The sequence below is a fragment of the Nocardiopsis sp. NRRL B-16309 genome (assembly GCF_001279585.1).
In the GTDB taxonomy this organism is placed as follows: domain Bacteria; phylum Actinomycetota; class Actinomycetes; order Streptosporangiales; family Streptosporangiaceae; genus Nocardiopsis.
This window is the reverse complement of record NZ_LGEC01000004.1, coordinates 39,049-56,786: the sequence shown is the minus strand read 5'-3', so window position 1 is coordinate 56,786 and position 17,738 is coordinate 39,049. Positions and strand designations below refer to the sequence as shown.

Annotated in this window: 14 protein-coding genes; 9 read left to right on the top strand and 5 right to left on the bottom strand. The window is 72.3% G+C overall.

Annotated features, from left to right (window positions below; genetic code table 11):
- Nucleotides 1-27: 27 nt before the first annotated feature.
- The 6 genes from ADL05_RS02570 (at nt 28) to ADL05_RS02545 (ending at nt 9,103) form a co-directional block, all read left to right on the top strand.
- Nucleotides 28-234 (top strand): hypothetical protein, encoded by a 207-nt coding sequence (locus tag ADL05_RS02570; protein ID WP_053615222.1) that lies wholly within the window; start codon nt 28-30, stop codon nt 232-234.
- 166 nt (nt 235-400) lie between these two features.
- Entirely contained in the window at nt 401-1,921 is a 1,521-nt protein-coding gene (locus tag ADL05_RS02565) for an AAA family ATPase (RefSeq protein ID WP_082376059.1), read from the top strand.
- 47 nt (nt 1,922-1,968) lie between these two features.
- Entirely contained in the window at nt 1,969-4,980 is a 3,012-nt protein-coding gene (locus ADL05_RS02560) for an AAA family ATPase (RefSeq protein WP_053615220.1), read from the top strand.
- 129 nt (nt 4,981-5,109) lie between these two features.
- Nucleotides 5,110-5,700: a dihydrofolate reductase family protein gene (locus ADL05_RS02555; RefSeq protein WP_053615219.1), complete on the top strand. Its 591-nt coding sequence runs from the start codon at nt 5,110-5,112 to the stop codon at nt 5,698-5,700.
- A 134-nt stretch (nt 5,701-5,834) separates the two neighbouring features.
- Nucleotides 5,835-6,671 (top strand): HAD family phosphatase, encoded by an 837-nt coding sequence (locus ADL05_RS02550; protein WP_053615218.1) that lies wholly within the window; start codon nt 5,835-5,837, stop codon nt 6,669-6,671.
- Nucleotides 6,668-9,103, top strand: a complete 2,436-nt coding sequence (locus ADL05_RS02545) for a glycoside hydrolase family 65 protein (protein ID WP_053615217.1) — start codon at nt 6,668-6,670, stop codon at nt 9,101-9,103. The genes ADL05_RS02550 and ADL05_RS02545 overlap by 4 nt, the downstream gene beginning before the upstream one ends.
- 17 nt (nt 9,104-9,120) lie before the next feature.
- On the opposite strand, the gene ADL05_RS02540 is transcribed toward ADL05_RS02545, so the two are convergent.
- Nucleotides 9,121-10,899: an NAD+ synthase gene (locus tag ADL05_RS02540; RefSeq protein ID WP_053615216.1), complete on the bottom strand. Its 1,779-nt coding sequence runs from the start codon at nt 10,897-10,899 to the stop codon at nt 9,121-9,123.
- A gap of 279 nt (nt 10,900-11,178) precedes the next feature.
- On the opposite strand from ADL05_RS02540, the gene ADL05_RS02535 reads away from it, so the two are divergent.
- Nucleotides 11,179-12,540: a glutamine synthetase family protein gene (locus ADL05_RS02535; RefSeq protein ID WP_197285661.1), complete on the top strand. Its 1,362-nt coding sequence runs from the start codon at nt 11,179-11,181 to the stop codon at nt 12,538-12,540.
- A 63-nt stretch (nt 12,541-12,603) separates the two neighbouring features.
- Here the strand turns inward: ADL05_RS02535 and ADL05_RS02530 are convergent, their stop codons facing one another.
- The 3 genes from ADL05_RS02530 to ADL05_RS02525 form a co-directional block, all read right to left on the bottom strand.
- The gene (locus ADL05_RS02530) at nt 12,604-13,203 is read right to left on the bottom strand and encodes a Uma2 family endonuclease (RefSeq protein WP_053615214.1); all 600 of its coding nucleotides are present in this window, start codon (nt 13,201-13,203) and stop codon (nt 12,604-12,606) included.
- A gap of 206 nt (nt 13,204-13,409) precedes the next feature.
- A complete protein-coding gene (locus ADL05_RS29260; protein WP_082376051.1) occupies nt 13,410-13,580 on the bottom strand; it encodes a DUF397 domain-containing protein in 171 nt (56 codons plus the stop codon).
- A complete protein-coding gene (locus ADL05_RS02525; RefSeq protein ID WP_197285660.1) occupies nt 13,577-14,356 on the bottom strand; it encodes a helix-turn-helix transcriptional regulator in 780 nt (259 codons plus the stop codon). The genes ADL05_RS29260 and ADL05_RS02525 overlap by 4 nt, the downstream gene beginning before the upstream one ends.
- A 98-nt stretch (nt 14,357-14,454) precedes the next feature.
- Here ADL05_RS02525 and ADL05_RS02520 point away from each other — a divergent pair, with 98 nt between their 5' ends.
- Nucleotides 14,455-14,799 (top strand): hypothetical protein, encoded by a 345-nt coding sequence (locus ADL05_RS02520; protein WP_053615212.1) that lies wholly within the window; start codon nt 14,455-14,457, stop codon nt 14,797-14,799.
- Between the two features lie 191 nt (nt 14,800-14,990).
- On the opposite strand, the gene ADL05_RS02515 is transcribed toward ADL05_RS02520, so the two are convergent.
- Nucleotides 14,991-16,598, bottom strand: coding sequence for an MFS transporter (locus tag ADL05_RS02515; protein ID WP_053615254.1), 1,608 nt, complete (start codon nt 16,596-16,598; stop codon nt 14,991-14,993).
- 244 nt (nt 16,599-16,842) lie between these two features.
- On the opposite strand from ADL05_RS02515, the gene panB reads away from it, so the two are divergent.
- Nucleotides 16,843-17,697, top strand: coding sequence for a 3-methyl-2-oxobutanoate hydroxymethyltransferase (panB, locus tag ADL05_RS02510; RefSeq protein WP_053615211.1), 855 nt, complete (start codon nt 16,843-16,845; stop codon nt 17,695-17,697).
- Nucleotides 17,698-17,738 lie beyond the last annotated feature (41 nt).

The following is a 17,738-nucleotide window of genomic DNA, read 5'->3' as shown; positions in this document are numbered from 1 at the left end:
GTCTCCGCCCACGGGGGAAGGCCCACCATGTACCACCCTGACCTGTTCGGCTCGAACGCCCAGTACGTCAGCCGCGAGCGCGTGCGCGAGGCGGAGCACGTCCGCGCGATCAAGCGGGCCCGCACCGAGGAGCGCGCCGCGCGCCGCGCCGCGAGGAAGGAGGAGCGGCGCCGCGGCCAGGAGGACGGCGCACCGGGCCCCGACGCCCGTGCACGCTTCGGCCGCGCCGCCTGACCCGGTGCGCTGGACAGCGGGAACCTCCGGCGCAGCGGCCCGCGGCCCGGCCGGTCCGCACGCCGGTTCGCCGCGGACCCGTCGGCACCCGGCCCCCGCGCTCGTGGACCCGCCCACCGCCGCGCACCGCACGCGACCGCAGGGGAGCCCCGCCGTGCTCGACCTCATGGACGACGTGTCCCTCCTCTCCGACACCGGCCCGTCGCTCGTCGGCCGCGCGGACGAACTGCGCCTTCTGGGCGAGCACGCCCACCGGGCCCGCACCGAGGCGTCGGGGACGATGATCATCGGAGGGGACGCGGGTGTCGGCAAGACCCGCCTGGTCGCGGAGTTCACCGCGACCAGGCCCGTCGGCACCGTCTTCGCCGGCGGCTGTCTGGAGCTGGGCGTGGACGGCCTGGCCTACGCCCCCTTCACCGCGGTCCTGCGCCAGGTCCTGCGCGAGCGCGGTCGCGAGGCGTTCGAGGCCGCCGCGCCCGGCGGCACCGGCGAGTTCGCCCGGCTGCTGCCCGAGCTCGGCGCGCTCCCGCGGGGCCGCCACGAGGCGCGCGGCCCGCTCTTCGGGCAGATCCTGCGGCTGATCCAGGCGGCCTCGGGCGGCGAGGGCGTCACCCTGGTGCTGGAGGACCTGCACTGGGCCGACGGCGCCACCCGCGACCTCCTCGTCCACCTGGTGCGCGACCTGGACCTGCCCGGCGTGCAGATCATCGCCACCTACCGCGCCGACGACCTGCACCGCGCCCACCCGCTGCGCCGCCTGCTGCCCGAGCTGGAGCGGCTGCCCGAGGTCACCCGGATGGGCCTGGCGCCGCTCACCCGCGACCAGGTCGCCGCGCAGGCCCGCGCCCTCACGGGCCACCCGCTGTCCGCCGCCCGGTTGGACGACCTCCACCTGCGCAGTGACGGCATCCCCCTGTTCGTCGAGGCCCTGGCCGCCGACGGCGGCGCGGACACCGACGCGGCGCCCGACCACTCCCGCGAACTGCTGCTCGGCTCGGCGCACCGGTTGGACGAGACCGCCGTGGCCGTCCTGCGCGCGGCCTCGGTGGGCGCGGTGTCCGACGTGGTCGAGCACGCGACCCTCGCCCGCGCCGCCGAGCTGCCCGAAGCCGGCCTGGACCGCGCGCTGCGCACCCTGGTCGAGGCCGGTCTGCTCCGGGTGAGCGGCACGGGCTACCGCTTCCGCCACGCGCTGCTGCGCGAGGCGGTCCACGACGGCCTGCTCCCCGGTCCGCACGCCCGCCTGCACCTGCGCTTCGCCCAGCTCATCGACGAATACCCCGACGCCGTCCCCGCCGACCGCAGGGCCGCCGAGCAGGCACACCACTTCCAGGCCGCGCACGACCTGCCCCGAGCACTCCAGGCCGCCTGGCGGGCGGCGGTCCGGGCCGGCGAGGCCCTGGCCCCCCACGAGGAGCTGGCGATGCTGGAGCGCGTCCTGGGCCTGTGGGACCGGGTCCCCGACGCCGACGAGCGCGTCGGCGGCCGGAGCCGCGCCGAGGTCCTGTCCGCGGGCGCCGCCGCCGCGCTGGAGGCGGGCCGCCCGCGCCGCGCCCGGGAGATGTGTGACGAGGGCCTGGCCGCGCTGGACGAGGGCCCGCGGGCCGACGACCACACCCTGGCAGTCCGGGCGACGCTGCTGAGCCGCCGCGGGCGGGCGCTCCCCAGCGAACTCGGCCGCACCTGAACGGGTGCGGGAAAAAACCTGAGGCGGTCCACGTGGTCAACGGCATAATGGCCCCTATGCCCCAACTTGTTCAGACCTGTCCCGTGTTCGTGGGACGCGAGCGACCGCTGCGGATCCTGGGCGAGCACGCCGAGCGCTCGCATACGGAGCTCTCCGGCATGGTCCTGGTCGGCGGTGACGCGGGGGTCGGCAAGAGCCGTCTGGTGGGAGAGTTCACCGCCGCCCTGGCCACGGGGGCGGTGTACACGGGCGGCTGCCTCCAGCTGGGCGTGGAGGGGCTCTCCTACGCACCCTTCACCGCGGTCCTGCGCCAGGTCCTGCGCGAGCGCGGACGGAAGGCCTTCGAGGCCGCGGCCCCGGGCGGCGTGGGCGAGTTCGCCCGGCTGCTGCCCGAGCTGGGCGAGGCGCCCGAGGACCGCCGGGAGAACCGGGGCATCCTCTTCGAGCAGGTCCTGCGCCTGTTCACCCAGGCCGCCCAGGACACGCCCCTGACCGTGGTGCTGGAGGACCTGCACTGGGCGGACGGCGCCACCCGCGACCTCCTGGTGTTCCTGGTGCGCAACCTGGACCTGCCCGGGATACTCGTCATCGGTACCTACCGCAGCGACGACCTGCACCGCACCCACCCCCTGCGGCGGCTTCTGCCGGAGCTGGAGCGGGCCCCCAACGTGCTGGGACTGCGCCTGGAGCCGCTCACGCGCGAGGAGGTGGGCCGCCAGGCCGCGGCCATCAGGGGCACGGAGCTGCCTCCGGAGAAGCTGGACGCGCTCTACCGCCGCACCGACGGCATCCCGCTGTTCGTGGAGTCCCTGGCGGCGGACGACGCCTGTGGCGGCGGCGAGAACCCCGACGTGCCCGAACAGTTCCGCGACCTGCTGCTGGAGCCGCTGCACCGGTTCGACGACACCGCGCTCTCGGTGCTGCGGGTGGCGTCGGTGGGCGCGGTCTCCGAGAGCATCGAGCACGAGATCCTCTACCACGCGGCGGGTCTGCCCGAACGCGAGCTGGAACACGCCCTGCACACGCTCGTGGACGCCAACGTGCTGCGGGCCGGCCGCACCGACTACCGGTTCCGGCACGCCCTGCTGCGCGACGCGGTGCACGAGGAGATCCTGCCGGGCCCGCACTCGCGGCTGCACCTGCGCTTCGCCCATCTCATCGACGAGTACCCCGACGCCGTCCCCGCCGACCGCAGGGCCGCCGAGCAGGCGCACCACTTCCTGGCGGCGCAGGACCTGCCGAGAGCGCTCCAGGCGGCGTGGTGGGCGGCGGCCCGGGCCGGCGACACCCTGGCCTTCAGCGAGGAGCTGGACATGCTGGAGCGGGTGCTGAACATGTGGGACCGGGTGCCCGACGCCGAGGAGCGGGTCCAGGGGCGCACGTGGGCCCAGGTGGTCAGCGCGGCCGCCGGGGCGGCGCTGGAGGCGGGCCGGTCCAAGCGGGCCCGGGAGCTGGCCGACGAGGCGCTGGCGACCCTGACCGGGGACGCCGACGACGACGACCACACCCTCACGGTACGCGCCGAACTGCTGCGCCGGCGGGGCCAGGCACGAGCCCAGCTGCTCAGCCGCGGCGGTGTCGAGGACCTGGTGCGCGCCCTGGAGCTGCATCCTCCGCACATGCCCGGGTACGGCCTGCTGCTGTCGATCCTGGCCAAGGAGAGCCTGCTGCACCGAATGGACCGCGAGCCGTCCCCGGACCAGCTCCAGCTGCGGGAACTGGCCGAGCGCGGACTGACCGCGCGCCGGCTGGCGGAGTCGGCCGTGGAGATCTCCGCCTCCGGACGCGGGGGCGACGTCTGCGCCGCCGCGGACGCCCGCATCACCCTGGGCGGGATCAGCATGGCCGAGGGCGACCTGGAGACCGGGCGCCCCCTGTTCCTGGAGGGAATCGCGCGCACGCGCCTGACCAACGACCCGAACCTGGAGGCGCGCGGGGTCGGCAACATGGCGCACTTCCTGCGCGAGCTGGGCCGGCACGAGGAGGGCCTGGTGGTGCTGGAGGACGCCCTGGAGCGGCACCGGGCCCTGGGATGGGCGTCCGTGCACAGCCACTTCAACCACCAGAACCGCGCCGAGATCCACTTCGAGCTGGGCGACCTGGCCACCGCCCGCGAGATCGTCGACGGGGTGCTGCGCACCCGCCCCTCGGACAAGCAGCGCGTGTACATCGCGAGTGTGCTGATGCGCGTCGCCGTGGCCCAGGGCGACACCGCGACCGCCCGGGACTGGGTCCGGCCCATGCTGGAGCAGGGGACCCTGCGTGCGCACCGGATGAACATCGTGCAGCTGGCGGCGCTGGGCATCCTGGACACCCGGCTGGCCGAGGACCGGCTGGACACCGCGCTGGAGCTGGCGCGGCGACTGCTGGAGGAGCTGGAGCTGGAGGCCGCCCCGGGGTACTCCTGGCCGATGGCCGACCTGATGTCGGAGGCCGTCCGGCGCGGGGCGGCGCCCGGGCGGGCGCCGGAGACCGCCGAGCAGGCGGCACGGGTGCGCGCCCTCACGGTGAAGGTCGCCGACCAGATGCCGGTCCACGGCCCCGTCCAGCACGCCCACCGCGCCGCAGTCACGGCGCGGACGGCGGAGGCGGAGGGCGCGGACCGGGCGGCTCTGCTGGAGTCCTGGTCGGCGGCGGTGCGGGCGTGGGAGCACACGCCCCTGCGGCTGCACCTGGCGGAGGCGCGCCTGCGGGCCGCGGAGGCGGCGGTCGCGGCGGGCGAGCGGGAGTGCGCCGCGGCGTGGACGCGCCAGGTGTTCGAGACGGCCTCCGCGTGCGGGGCGGCACCGCTGGCGGGCGCCGCCGCCGACCTGGCGCGCCGGCTGGGCACCGGGCTGGGTGAGGGCTCGGCTCCGCCGCCGTCCCCGGCCGGTCTGACCGCACGAGAGATGGAGGTCACGCGGCTGCTGGCGTCGGGGCGCACCAACGCCCAGATCGCGGCGGAGCTGTTCATCAGCCCCAAGACCGCGAGCGTGCACGTGTCCAACATCCTGGCGAAGCTGGAGGTGGCCAACCGCGCCGCCGCCGGGGCGCGCGCCCGCGAACTCGGCCTGGTCTGAGCGAACGGACCCCCGGTACCGGGCCCAGGCCCGGCGCCCGGGTCCGGCGCGCTCGACTAAACACTACATTTCTAGTACTTTGAGCGAAGCACTTCAATCGTAGTGGTCAATGGCCGCACAAGGAGGACCATGCGCACGCTCACCTACGTCGTCGCGGTGTCGCTGGACGGCTTCGTCTGCGCGCCCGACGGCTCCTTCGACTTCTTCCCGCACTCGCAGGAGTCGGGGGCCTACCACGCGCGCGAGATCCCCGAGCTGATCCCGACCCACGTCCGCGAGCGGCTCGGCGTCGACGCCCCCAACCGGAGGTTCGACACGATGATCCAGGGCCGGAGGTCGTACCAGGTCGCCCTGGACGAGGGCGTCACCAGCCCCTACGCGCACATGCGCCAGTACGTCCTCTCCCGGTCCCTGCCGCACGACACCGACCCGGACGTGACGGTCGTCGGCACCGACCCCCTCGCGCTGGTCCGCGCGCTCAAACGGGAGGAGGGCGCACTGGGCCTGTGCCTGGTCGGCGGCCCGACCGCCGCCGGGGTCCTGCTGCCGGAGATCGACGAACTGATGATCAAGCGGTACCCGGTGATCGCCGGAGCCGGGCGGCCGTTCTTCGACGGCGCCGCCTTCACCCCGGCCGCCTTCGAGCGCGTGCGCGGCACCGTCCTCGACGACGGAGCCGACTACACGCTCTTCCGCCGCACCGCGCCCGCGCCGGAGTGAGCACGGCCCGGCCCCCGCGGGGCGTCCCGGGGCCCCGAGCCCCCCGGTACGCCGGGCGTCGCCGCTCCCCTCCCCGTTAACCCCGCCCACCAGCGGGAACGCCTGTCATACGGGCGGCCGAGGAGGAGAGCGCGATGGCGGTCCCCACGGAGGGTCCCGGGACGGTTCTGCGCGAGGCGTCCCCGGACGCGGTGCTCCTGGACACCGACGGGGTCATCACCGACACCGCACGCGTGCACGCGGCCGCGTGGAAGCGCGTCTTCGACGACTTCCTGCGCCGCCGCGCCCGGGAGCGCGGCGAGGAGTTCCGCCCCTTCGACCCGGGCGCCGACTACCTGCTCCACGTGGACGGGCGGCCGCGCGCCGACGGCGTCCGCGCCTTCCTCGCCTCGCGCGGCATCGACCTGCCCGAGGAGGCCGCCGCGAACGCCGAGACCACCGGGGAGACCGGAGAGGCCGGAGAGTCCGGGGGCGCCGGGGACGCCGGGGAGGTCTCCGTCGCCGCGCTGGCCGACGCCAAGGACGCCGCGTTCCTCGCGGCACTGGACCGTGACGGCGTCACAGCCTTCCCCTCCACCGTGGCGCTGGTCCGCCGGCTGCGCCGGGACGGCATCGGCGTCGCGGCCGTCTCGGCGAGCCGCAACTGCGCCCGCGTCCTGGCCGCGGCGGGCGTGGACGCCCTCTTCGACGTGCGGGTGGACGGCGTGGACGCGGCACGCCTGGACCTGGCGGGCAAGCCGGCGCCCGACCTCTTCCTGGAGGCCGCTCGGCGCCTGGGGGCGCGGCCCGGGCGCACGGCGGTGGTCGAGGACTCCCTCGCCGGTGTCGAGGCGGGGCGCCGGGGCGGCTTCGCCCTGGTGGTGGGCGTGGACCGGGCAGGGCAGGCCGCCGCCCTCGCCGAGCGCGGCGCCGACGTCGTGGTCTCGGACCTGGCCGAGCTGGAACCCGCTCCGGAGGTGGGGCCGCGATGAGCCGGTGGAGGCTGGAATGGGACAGCCGTGGGCCCCGGACCGACGACGAGGGGCACCGCGAGGCGCTGTGCACCCTGGGCAACGGCCGCTTCGCCACGCGGGGGGCCGCACCGGAGGCGGCGGACGACGGCACGCACTATCCCGGAACCTACGTCGCGGGCTGCTACGACCGGCTGGTCTCGGTGGTGGACGGCCACGAGGTCGACAACGAGGACCTGGTGAACGTCCCCAACTGGCTGCCGTTCACCTTCCGCATCGGCCAGGGGCCGTGGTTCGGCTCCGGGGCCGCGGAGATGCCCGTCGAGAACGCCGAGGAGGGCCCGGCTCCCCCCGCCGTGCGCGGGCCGCGGTGGCAGCGCTGGGAACTGGACCTGCGCCGGGGCGTGCTCACCCGGGAACTGGAGGTGCGGGACGACCGGGGACGGCGGACACGCCTGGTCCAGCGGCGGTTCGTGTCGATGTCCGACCCCTCCCTGGCCGCCCTGGAGACCACCTTCGTGCCGCTGGACTGGAGCGGGGTGCTCACCGTGCGCTCGGCGCTGGACGGGCGGGTGGCCAACCGGGGGGTGGAACGCTACCGGGCCCTGCGCGGCGACCACCTGCGGGCAGCGGGCGCGGGATCCGACGGCGACGACGTCGCCTGGCTGCGCGCCGAGACGGCGACCTCGCGGATCCGGTTGGCACTGGCGGCGCGGACCACCTGCGGCAAACCCGCCGACAGCACCTTCACGCGTGACGGCGACGGAGCATGGATCGGCCACGACCTGCACCGCACGGTCACCGAGGGGGACGCGGTGACCTTCGCCAAGGTGGTGTCGGTGCGCACCTCGCGCGACGCCGCGATCGAGGAGCCCCTGGCCGCCGCGCTGCGCGACGTCGACCGCGCGGCCGACTTCGACACGCTGCTGGCCCAGCACGAGGCGGCCTGGCGGCGGATATGGGACACCTGCGCCATCGGCCTCACCGACGAGGACACCCAGCGCGTGCTCGACCTGCACGTGTTCCACCTGGTGCAGACCCTGTCACCGCACACGGCCGACCTGGACGCCGGAGCGCCCGCGCGAGGGCTCCACGGGGAGGCCTACCGCGGCCACGTGTTCTGGGACGAGCTGTTCATCTTCCCCTTCCTGAACATGAACTTCCCCGAGACCGCGCGGGCGCTGCTGCGCTACCGGTGGCGGCGGCTTCCGGCGGCGCGGGCGGCCGCGGCGGAGGCCGGGCTGCCCGGGGCGATGTTCCCCTGGCAGAGCGCCAGCGACGGGCGCGAGCAGACCCAGCGCCTCCACCTGAACCCGCGCTCGGGCCACTGGCTGGAGGACCGCTCGCACCGCCAGCGGCACGTGGGCATCGCCGTCGCGCACAACGTCTGGCAGTACTACCAGTACACGGGCGACCGGGAGTTCCTCTTCGGCCAGGGCGCCGAACTGCTCGTGGAGATCGCGCGCTTCCTCGCCGGGCTCGCCGAGTACGACAAGGCCCTGGACCGGTACGTGATCCGCGGTGTGATGGGTCCCGACGAGTACCACGACGGCTACGTCGGGCGCGCCGAACCGGGGCTGGACGACAACGCCTACACCAACGTGATGACGGTGTGGGTGCTGATGCGGGCGATGGAGACCCTGGACCTGCTGCCGGAGTCGCGGCGCAGGGAGCTGGAGGAGAGCACGGGGATGGCGCCGCACGAGATCGACCTGTTCGCCGACGTCAGCCGCAGGATGCGGGTGCCCTTCCACGACGGGGTGATCAGCCAGTTCGACGGCTACGGGGATCTGGAGGAACTGGACTGGGACCGCTACCGGGCCGCCTACGGCGACATCCGGCGCCTGGACCGGATCCTGGAGGCGGAGGGCGACACCTGCAACCGGTACAAGGCCTCCAAGCAGGCCGACGTGCTGATGCTGTTCTTCCTGCTGTCGGAGCAGGAGGTCGTCGACCTGCTGCTCCGCCTGGGCTACCCGTGCGAACCGGACATCCTCGCCGCCACCGCCGACTACTACCAGGAGCGGACCTCGCACGGATCGACCCTCAGCGAGGTGGTGCACACCTGGGTGCTCGCGCGCACCGACCTGTCGTCGGCCTGGCGGTTCTTCCGGCGGGCCCTGCGCGCCGACGTCGACGACCTGCACACGGGGACCACGGCCGAGGGCATCCACCTGGGCGCGATGTCGGGGACGGTGGACATCCTCACCCGCTGCTTCAGCGGGCTGGAGGCCGAGGCCGGGGCGCTGCGGCTGGCGCCCCGGCTGCCCGCCGAGCTGGACCGCCTGTCCTTCACCTTCCGCTACCACGGGAACTGGGACGTGCGGGTGGTGGTGACGACGGACCGGGTCCGGGTGGAGGTGCCGCCGTCCTCGGCACCCCCGATCCTGGTGGCGGTGGGCGGCCGGGAGACGGTGGTGGCGCCCGGGTCGGCCTGCGAGCTGGCCTACTGACGACCGGGGAAGACGGGTCAGACCGTCCAGCGGTTGGTGATGGGCACGCGCCGGTCGCGGCTGAGGTTGCGGGAGCTGATCTTGGTGCCCGGAGCGGACTGGCGGCGCTTGTACTCGGCGCGGTCGACCAGGCGGATGACGCGGCGCACCAGCTCGGGCTCGTACCCGGCGAAGACCAGCTCGGCCTCGCCCTTGTCGGTGCCGATGTAGGCGTCCAGGACGGCGTCGAGCAGCACGTAGTCGGGCAGCGAGTCGGAGTCCAGCTGATCCGGGGACAGTTCGGCGCTGGGCGGCTTGGTGATGGAGTTCTCCGGGATGGGCGGGATCCGGCCCTGGCGTGCCGCCTCGTCGTTGCGCCAGCGCGCGAGCTCCCACACGAGGGTCTTCCAGCAGTCCTTGATGGGCGCGAACCCGCCGACGGAGTCGCCGTAGAGGGTGGAGTAGCCGGTGGCGGCCTCGCTCTTGTTGCCGGTGGCCAGCACCAGGTGTCCCTCCTGGTTGGACAGGCCCATGAGCAGGGTGCCGCGCACGCGGGCCTGGAGGTTCTCCGCGGCCAGTCCGGTGAGCGGGGCGCCGGTGTCGGCGGCGGCCCGCTCGAAGGCCTCGACCATCGGGCCGATGGCGGCCGTGCGCGCGGAGAACCCCTGGCGTTCGGCCAGGTCCTCGGCGTCGCTGACCGAGTGCTCACTGGAGTGCTCGCTGGGCAGCAGGAGTCCGTGGACGCTGTCGGGCCCCAGGGCGTCGACGGCGATGGTGGCGGTCAGGGCGGAGTCGATGCCGCCGGAGACCGCCACGAGCACCGAGCGGAAGCCGTTCTTGACCACGTAGTCGCGCAGGCCCGTCACCAGGGCCTGGTACACCTCGCCGGTGTCGGAGAGCGGGTCCGGGCGGGGGGTGACCGTGTTCTCGTGCGGCGGGTAGGGGGCGACCGGGGCGGCGGTCAGCGTGCGGCGGACGATGCGCAGCCCGTCGGCCCGGTCGGGGTCCTCGGGGCGGTCGACGGCCTCGGGCAGTTCGAGGTCGGCGACCAGGAGCGTGTCGGTGAACTGGGGCGCGCGGGCCACGAGTTCGCCCTCGGCGTCGACCACCAGCGAGTCGCCCTCGAAGACCAGGTCGTCCTGGCCGCCGACCATGTTCACGTAGGCCAGGGCGGCGCCGATCTCACGGGCTCGCCGCTGGCACAGTTCGAGGCGCACGTCGTCCTTGTGGCGCTCGTAGGGCGAGCCGTTGAGCGAGACCAGGAGCCCGGCCCGGGCGGCGCGGGTGGCGGTGACGGGGCCGCCCTCCTGCCACAGGTCCTCGCAGACGGCCAGGGCGACGTCGATCCCGCGCACGCGCACGACGGGCAGGGTGTCGCCCGGGACGAAGTTGCGGAACTCGTCGAAGACGCCGTAGTTGGGCAGGTGGTGCTTGGCGGAGGTGATCGCCACACTGCCCTGGTGCAGGACGGCGACCGCGTTCTGCGGGGCGCCGGCGGGCAGGCCCGGCGAGGCGCCGGGCGCCGACTGGTCCTCCCGGCGCGAGAGGTAGCCGACGACGGTCGGGAGTTCGCCCAGGCCCGCCTCGGCGAGGTCGGCGGCCAGGCCGCGGGTGGCCTTGATGGAGGCCGACACGAAGGACTTGCGCAGGGCGAGGTCCTCCACGGGATAGCCGGTGACGACCATCTCCGGGAGCACGACGAGGTGCGCTCCGGCGTCCGCGGCCTCGCGGGCGGCAGCGACCACGAGCCGGCGGTTGCCGTCGAGGTCGCCGACGGTGGGATTGATCTGGGCGAGTGCGATTCTCAGCTGTGCCACGCCTCCGAGCCTAGCCAATGCGGGCACGCGCGGCGCGGCGCGGCGGAGGCGGCCGGGGCGCCTCGCGCACGGCGAGGACACGGCCAGGTGGACAGGGCCGGGGTGGGGCGCGGCATACTGCGGGTGCGGGCGGGAGACGCAGCGCACGGCTTGACTTGGGCCTGCGGAAATACTCCGGAAATATCCGCGGGGCAGACTGGGTCTGGGACACTGTGTCCGGCCTGGCTCCACGAGCGAGGATCCGGGTCCGGAACTGACCGGCATCGAGGAAGGTTGATCGTGAATCGACAGCAGGAATTCGTGCTCCGCACATTGGAGGAGCGCGACATCCGGTTCGTGAGGCTGTGGTTCACCGACGTGCTCGGGTACCTCAAGTCCGTGGCGGTGGCTCCCGCCGAACTGGAGGCGGCCTTCTCCGAGGGCATCGGTTTCGACGGCTCGGCGATCGAGGGCTTCGCCCGCGTGTACGAGGCCGACATGCTGGCCCAGCCGGATCCGTCGACGTTCCAGGTCCTGCCCTGGCGCAACGAGCCGCACGGCACCGCGCGCATGTACTGCGACATCCTGATGCCGGACGGCTCGCCCTCCCCGGCCGACCCCCGCCACGTGCTCAAGCGGCAGCTGAGCAAGGCCTCCGATCTGGGCTTCACGTTCTACACGCACCCGGAGATCGAGTTCTACCTGCTCAAGAAGATGCCGGAGCACGGGGAGTTCCCCGAGCCCAACGACTCGGGCGGCTACTTCGACCACACGCCGCACAACTCGGCGCACGACTTCCGGCGCAACGCGATCAACATGCTGGAGGCTATGGGCATCTCGGTGGAGTTCAGCCACCACGAGGGCGGCCCGGGCCAGCAGGAGATCGACCTGCGCTACGCGGACGCGCTGACCACGGCCGACAACATCATGACCTTCCGGCTCGTGATGAAGGAGGTGGCGATGGAGCAGGACGTCTACGCCACCTTCATGCCGAAGCCGTTCACGCAGTACCCGGGTTCGGGCATGCACACGCACCTGTCGCTGTTCGAGGGTGACCGCAACGCCTTCTACGAGCCGGGCGCGGACTTCCAGCTGTCCAAGGTGGGCCGCGGGTTCATCGCGGGCCTGCTGCGGCACGCGGACGAGATCACCGCCGTCACCAACCAGTGGGTGAACTCCTACAAGCGGCTGTGGGACGACCCGGCGGCCTCGGCCGGGATGGGCGGCGAGGCGCCCGCCTACATCTGCTGGGGCCACAACAACCGGTCGGCGCTGGTCCGGGTGCCGATGTACAAGCCGGGCAAGTCCAACTCCAGCCGGATCGAGATCCGCTCGATGGACACCGCCTGCAACCCGTACCTGGCCTACGCCGTGGTGCTGGCCGCGGGGCTGAAGGGCATCGAGGAGGGGTACGAGCTGCCCCCGGGTGCCGAGGACGACGTGTGGGCGCTCACCGACGCCGAGCGCCGCGCGCTGGGCATCCGCCCGCTGCCGCAGAGCCTGGACGAGGCGCTGCGGATCATGGAGAACAGCGAGCTGGTCGCCGAGACGCTGGGCGAGCACGTGTTCGACTTCTTCCTGCGCAACAAGAAGGCGGAGTGGAACTCCTACCGCCGCCAGGTGACGCCCTACGAGCTCCAGCGCTACCTACCGACGCTCTAGCCACCCCAGACCCGCACACGATGCCCCGCCGGTCGGTGACCGGCGGGGCCGCGTTCTGCCCTGTCAGCGCGCGAACCGTTTGAGCGCTTCGGTGTCCAGAGTGACTCCCTGCCCGGGAACCTGGACGGCCTCGCCATAGGGGTGTTCGCTGCGGTCCATGTACTGGCCGCGGAAGGGTCGGCTGTGGATCACGACGGCGTTGGCGTCCCGGTCCACCAGCAGGTACACGGGAATGCCGGTCGCGGCGTAGGCGGCGGGCTTCTCCACACGGTCACGGGCGTGGGTGTCGGCGTCCCAGGAGGTCACCTCGGCGACGGCGAGGACACCGTCGGGGTCGGCCCACTCACCCGCCTGGTCGAAATGGCCGACCGGAGCGAGGATCCCATCGGGTCGGGCACGCCCGTTGCGGTAGGTGTCGATCTTGAGCCCCAGTCCGCTGGTGATGAGGTCCAGATCAGGTCGATGCGCGATGAACTCGCGCATCAGCCATGTGAGGATGCCCGCGTGCGCCCCATCGGTCACCGTGTGGACCCAGACCTTCCCGTTGAACATCTCCATGCGAACGCGGTCGGCCTCGAACGCCTGCGCTGCGAGGCGCTCGAACAGATCGATGTCCATGGGCGGTTCTGTTGTACGCGGCGTGCGGTGTTCGGCGACGGTCATCGGACCCCCTGGACAGCGTTGGTGACGTTGAGGGAGTGGATGGCGGCTTCCCCGGGCACCTCCCCACCCCCGTCGAATCTGTTGGCCACTCTGAAGCCCACTCTAGCCTTCCCGAACGCCCAGGAGAGGGGGTACTCCACGGTGACAGCCAGTCGCGGCCCCGGCGGTGGATGGACCGCCGGAGCCGAACCGGTCTAGCGCCCTCCTCAGCCCGCCAGAGAGACCCTCAAGAGAGCGGACCACTCGCCAGCAGGGAAGGACAGGTGACCGGCCTCCCGGTTCTGGGTGTCGCGCACGTCCGCACCACGCGCGGTCTCCTTGACCTCGACACAGTGCGAACCGTTCTCGGAGTAGGTGGACTTGTGCCAGGTGTTCACAGCATCTCCCGGAGCAACAGGATCGTGTGGTCCACAGGAAGCGACTTGCTCAACGCATCCCGGACCTTCCTCTCCATTCTGACAGTTGACGAAGGCGTCTGGTGCATGATGTTGCCGTCTCCATGATCCGAAGACGCAACCGTCGACCCATCCTGCAACCGATACACCTGTACGGGCGCGACGGACGCAAGGTACAGAGACCCGTTGGGTATCAGGTGAATCATGGTGCGTCCGCGTTCGAGCATACGTAGAAGAGCTTGCGCCTGCTCCTTGCGGATTGTCTCCGGCATCCATTCGATCGCAAACTGAGGAAACACCGCAGTGATGAGAGGATTGTTCCTCTGAAGCAGGTTCTCGTATCGATTCACCCTCAACTGGGACAAACGCTCGATTTCATCATCGGACGCCGTCGGCCTTCCAGCCCGGAACACTTCACGAGCATAGGACAGGCACTGCACCAGTCCCGGGACGTTCGACACGGTCACCGTATCGATGGACAAGGCGTCATCCTCCATGTCCCCGATCGAGCGCATGAACGGCGGTAACACGGACCCCGACGTCTCCAGACGCCACTCCCGCATCAGTAGGCCGTTCCCACCCAGGATGTCACTCAACTGCTTGACCCGGTCCTGGCGCGGGCGAACCTGACCACTCTCCCACCTGGACAGGGTCGACGCGGCGACCCCTGACCCCAGTCTCTTCGCCAGCTGTCGTTGGGTGTAGCCATTCAGTTCGCGTGCTTTACGCAGAGATGTCCCAAAACCGTTTGCACCCATGGTGCACATGCAACCACGGAAATGCGCACCGGACCATAGCCATACGGAGAGATTCACCCTGCTGGCGCAACAGAGGGCACCCGGCGAATGCTGGGGGCATGGAAAAGCGAACGCAGCCGGCGGCTGCCAATCGGAACAGTCCCTTCTCCGAAGCCCGGGACGCCTTCCTCTCCTCCCGGGGACTCGTCTTCACCTGTGAGTGGCGGCGCTTCCCCTGGACGTTCGGCGCCGACGTCGAACCGGCCCTGATCGGTCCCTCCTACCTCGGACACGTGGCGATCGGCCTCAAGGACGGGTGGCGGTGGGGCTACCAGGACCGGGACGGCCGGTGGCGCTACGTCCAGCGGGACCGGCTCGACGTGCTGGTGGAGAGCGTCATCGAGGACCGGGCCGGATTCACGCCCCCGCTCCCCCGCCGCAGCCAACGGCGAGGTGGTGCGTGATCGGAACCGGCAACGGCAGACCACAGGGCGCCATCGGCCTCCCAGGGGCCGACGGCGCCCTGGTTCGTCACGCGGGGCACTCGGCGGCCGGGAGACCGGAGGAGCGCTACGGCACCGGCCCCGGGGCACGTCCCGAGCGGCCCGCCGAGGGCTCGCGCCACCGGTCGGGAAGCCGCCGTCACACCGCTCGGTCAGCCCGTGCTCTCCTCCGGTTTCGGCTCCGGCTCCGGCTCCCGGGGAGCACCCTCGTCGGACTGGTGGCGGCCGATCTCGCGCGGCATCCAGATCAGGACGACGACCAGCCCCACCACGGCGAAGCACAGCGACACCGTCGCCCCCAGGTGGAGTCCGTCGAGGAAGGACTCCTTGGCCGGTTCGACCAGGGCCCGCCCCTGCTCCCCCAGCCCCCTGGCCAGCGCCATGGTGGCCTCGACCGACTCACCGGCCTCGTGCAGCTCGGCGGGCGCGAGGTCGGGTGTCTCCTCGCTCTGCGCGACCCGTTCCAGCTCGGGCGTGATCCCGGCGCGGTACCGGAACGAGATCAGCGCGCCCAGGACCGCCACTCCCATCGCGGTCGCGACCTGGCGGACCGTGTTCTGCACGGCGGAGGCGGCCCCGGCCTTGCCGGGTGGGACGGAGGACATGATGGCGTCGGTCGCGGGCGTCAGGACGATCGCCATGGACGAGGCCTGGACGAAGGTCATGACGATGATGAGCACCAGCGGGGTCGCCACCTGGAGCTGGGTGAAGAAGGCGAAGGTCGCGCACACCCCCAGCACGCCCGCCGCCGCGACCCGGCGGGGCCCTGCCCACCGCACCAGCGTGGGGCTCAGGGGCGCCAGGATCATCTGCCCCGCGGCGGCGGGCAGCACCAGCAGCCCCGCCACGAACGGGGTGAACTCGCGCACGCTCTGCCAGTAGAAGCTGAGGAAGAAGATCAGCCCCGACATGCTGAAGAAGAGCACCATCATGACGGCGATGGAGACGCTGAACCTGGGGTTGCGGAAGAAACGTACGTCCAGGGAGGGGTCGGTGGTGCGCGATTCGTGGAGCAGGAAAAGTGTGATGACCACCACACCCGCGATCAGGGCGCCGTACACGTCCCAGTCGGCCAGCGACGCACGCTCGCCCGCGGTGATGATCCCGTAGATCAGCAGCACCAGCCCCGGCACGGACAGCAGGACCCCGACGACGTCCGGGCGCCCCGGGTTCGGGTCGCGCGACTCCGGGATCAGGAAGAACACCAGGGCCAGCCCGATCAGCACGAAGGGCACGTTGATCAGGAAGATCGATCCCCACCAGAAGTTCACCAGCAGCAGGCCGCCCGCCGACGGGCCGATCGCCAGCGCCAGACCGACCGATCCGGCCCAGATCCCGATGGCCCGGCCGCGCTGCTCGGGCGGGAACACGTTGGTGATGATCGACAGGGTCTGCGGCATCACCATCGACGCGCCGAATCCCATGACGGCACGGGCCAGGATCAGCTGCTCGGGGCTCTGCGCGTAGGCCGACAGGGCCGAGGCCGTCCCGAACACCACCAACCCCGCCACCAGCAGGCGTCGGCGCCCCCACCGGTCCCCCAGCACACCGAACGTGAACAGCAGCCCCGCGAACACGAGGGTGTAGGAGTTGATCGCCCAGGCGAGCTGGGACTGGCTCGCCCCCAGGCCGAGTTCGGGGTCGGAGAGCACCCTCAGGGCCACGTTGAGGATCGTGTTGTCGGCGACGATCACCAACAGGCAGATGATGAGCACCGCCAGTCCGCCCCACCTGCGCCGATACGCCGTCTGCCGATCCACGGACACCTCCGATGTGAGCTGGGGCTCCGCGCCCCGTGACCCTCAGGGCTATCGGGAATGCGGCGCCCGCGCAAACGGGTTGTATCCCAAGGAATTCGGCGTCGGGACGCCGTGCGATGATGCTGTCGTGCGGCGCGCCGCACACCCTTGGCCCCCCGTGGGCCCCTCGCGCCCGAGCGCGACCACTCGTCCATACGTCCGGAGACACCCCCGAGGTGCTTCGAGACAACGGAGGAACGCACACATGAACACCACAGCCAAGGCTTCCACCGGCGGGAACACCCTGTACGGCGGAGTGACCTCCCGACGCGTCACGGTCCGCGACCTGGCCGCCGCCAAGCGGCGCGGCGAGCGCTGGCCGATGCTCACCGCCTACGACGCCCTGACCGCCCGCGTCTTCGACGAGGCGGGTATCCCCGTCCTGCTGGTCGGCGACTCCGCGGCCAACGTCGTCTACGGCTACGACACCACCGTTCCCGTCACCATGGACGAGCTCGTCCCGCTGACGGCCGCCGTCGCGCGTTCCACCCAGCGCGCGCTGGTCGTGGCGGACCTGCCGTTCGGCTCCTACCAGGGCTCGCCCCAGCAGGCGCTGGAGGCGGCCAGCCGCTTCATGAAGGAGGGCCGGGCCCAGGCGGTCAAGCTGGAGGGCGGCCACACGGTGGCCCACCAGGTCGAACTGCTGGTCTCCGCGGGCATCCCGGTCATGGGCCACGTCGGCCTGACCCCGCAGTCGGTCAACACGCTGGGCGGCTACCGGGTCCAGGGACGCGGCGAGGCCGCGGCCGACCTGCTGAAGGACGCCAAGGAGCTGGAGCGCGCGGGCGCGTTCTCGCTCGTGCTGGAGTGCGTGCCCTCGGAGCTGGCGGCCGAGGTCACCGCGCAGCTGTCCATCCCCACGATCGGTATCGGCGCGGGCCCGTCCACGGACGCCCAGGTGCTGGTGTGGCAGGACATGGCGGGGCTCAGCCCCAAGGTGGCCAAGTTCGTCAAGGCCTACGCCAACCTCAACGAGACCCTGCGCGAGGCCGCGTCGAGCTTCGCCGACGACGTCGTGCAGGGCGCCTTCCCCGAGGAGCGCCACTCCTACTCGGCCTGATCCGGTCGCGGCCGCTCCCGGCCGCGCCACCGCGTCAGCAC

What these genes read in the sequence shown, in the direction of transcription:
- ADL05_RS02565 (WP_082376059.1), top strand. Translation starts at nt 401, where the DNA reads ATGGACGACGTGTCCCTCCTCTCCGACACCGGCCCGTCGCTCGTCGGC.
- ADL05_RS02530 (WP_053615214.1), bottom strand. Translation starts at nt 13,203, where the DNA reads ATGACCGTCGCCGAACACCGCACGCCGCGTACAACAGAACCGCCCATG.
- ADL05_RS02560 (WP_053615220.1), top strand. Translation starts at nt 1,969, where the DNA reads ATGGCCCCTATGCCCCAACTTGTTCAGACCTGTCCCGTGTTCGTGGGA.
- ADL05_RS02520 (WP_053615212.1), top strand. Translation starts at nt 14,455, where the DNA reads ATGGAAAAGCGAACGCAGCCGGCGGCTGCCAATCGGAACAGTCCCTTC.
- ADL05_RS02555 (WP_053615219.1), top strand. Translation starts at nt 5,110, where the DNA reads ATGCGCACGCTCACCTACGTCGTCGCGGTGTCGCTGGACGGCTTCGTC.
- ADL05_RS02550 (WP_053615218.1), top strand. Translation starts at nt 5,835, where the DNA reads ATGGCGGTCCCCACGGAGGGTCCCGGGACGGTTCTGCGCGAGGCGTCC.
- ADL05_RS02525 (WP_197285660.1), bottom strand. Translation starts at nt 14,356, where the DNA reads ATGGGTGCAAACGGTTTTGGGACATCTCTGCGTAAAGCACGCGAACTG.
- ADL05_RS02570 (WP_053615222.1), top strand. Translation starts at nt 28, where the DNA reads ATGTACCACCCTGACCTGTTCGGCTCGAACGCCCAGTACGTCAGCCGC.
- ADL05_RS02545 (WP_053615217.1), top strand. Translation starts at nt 6,668, where the DNA reads ATGAGCCGGTGGAGGCTGGAATGGGACAGCCGTGGGCCCCGGACCGAC.
- panB (WP_053615211.1), top strand. Translation starts at nt 16,843, where the DNA reads ATGAACACCACAGCCAAGGCTTCCACCGGCGGGAACACCCTGTACGGC.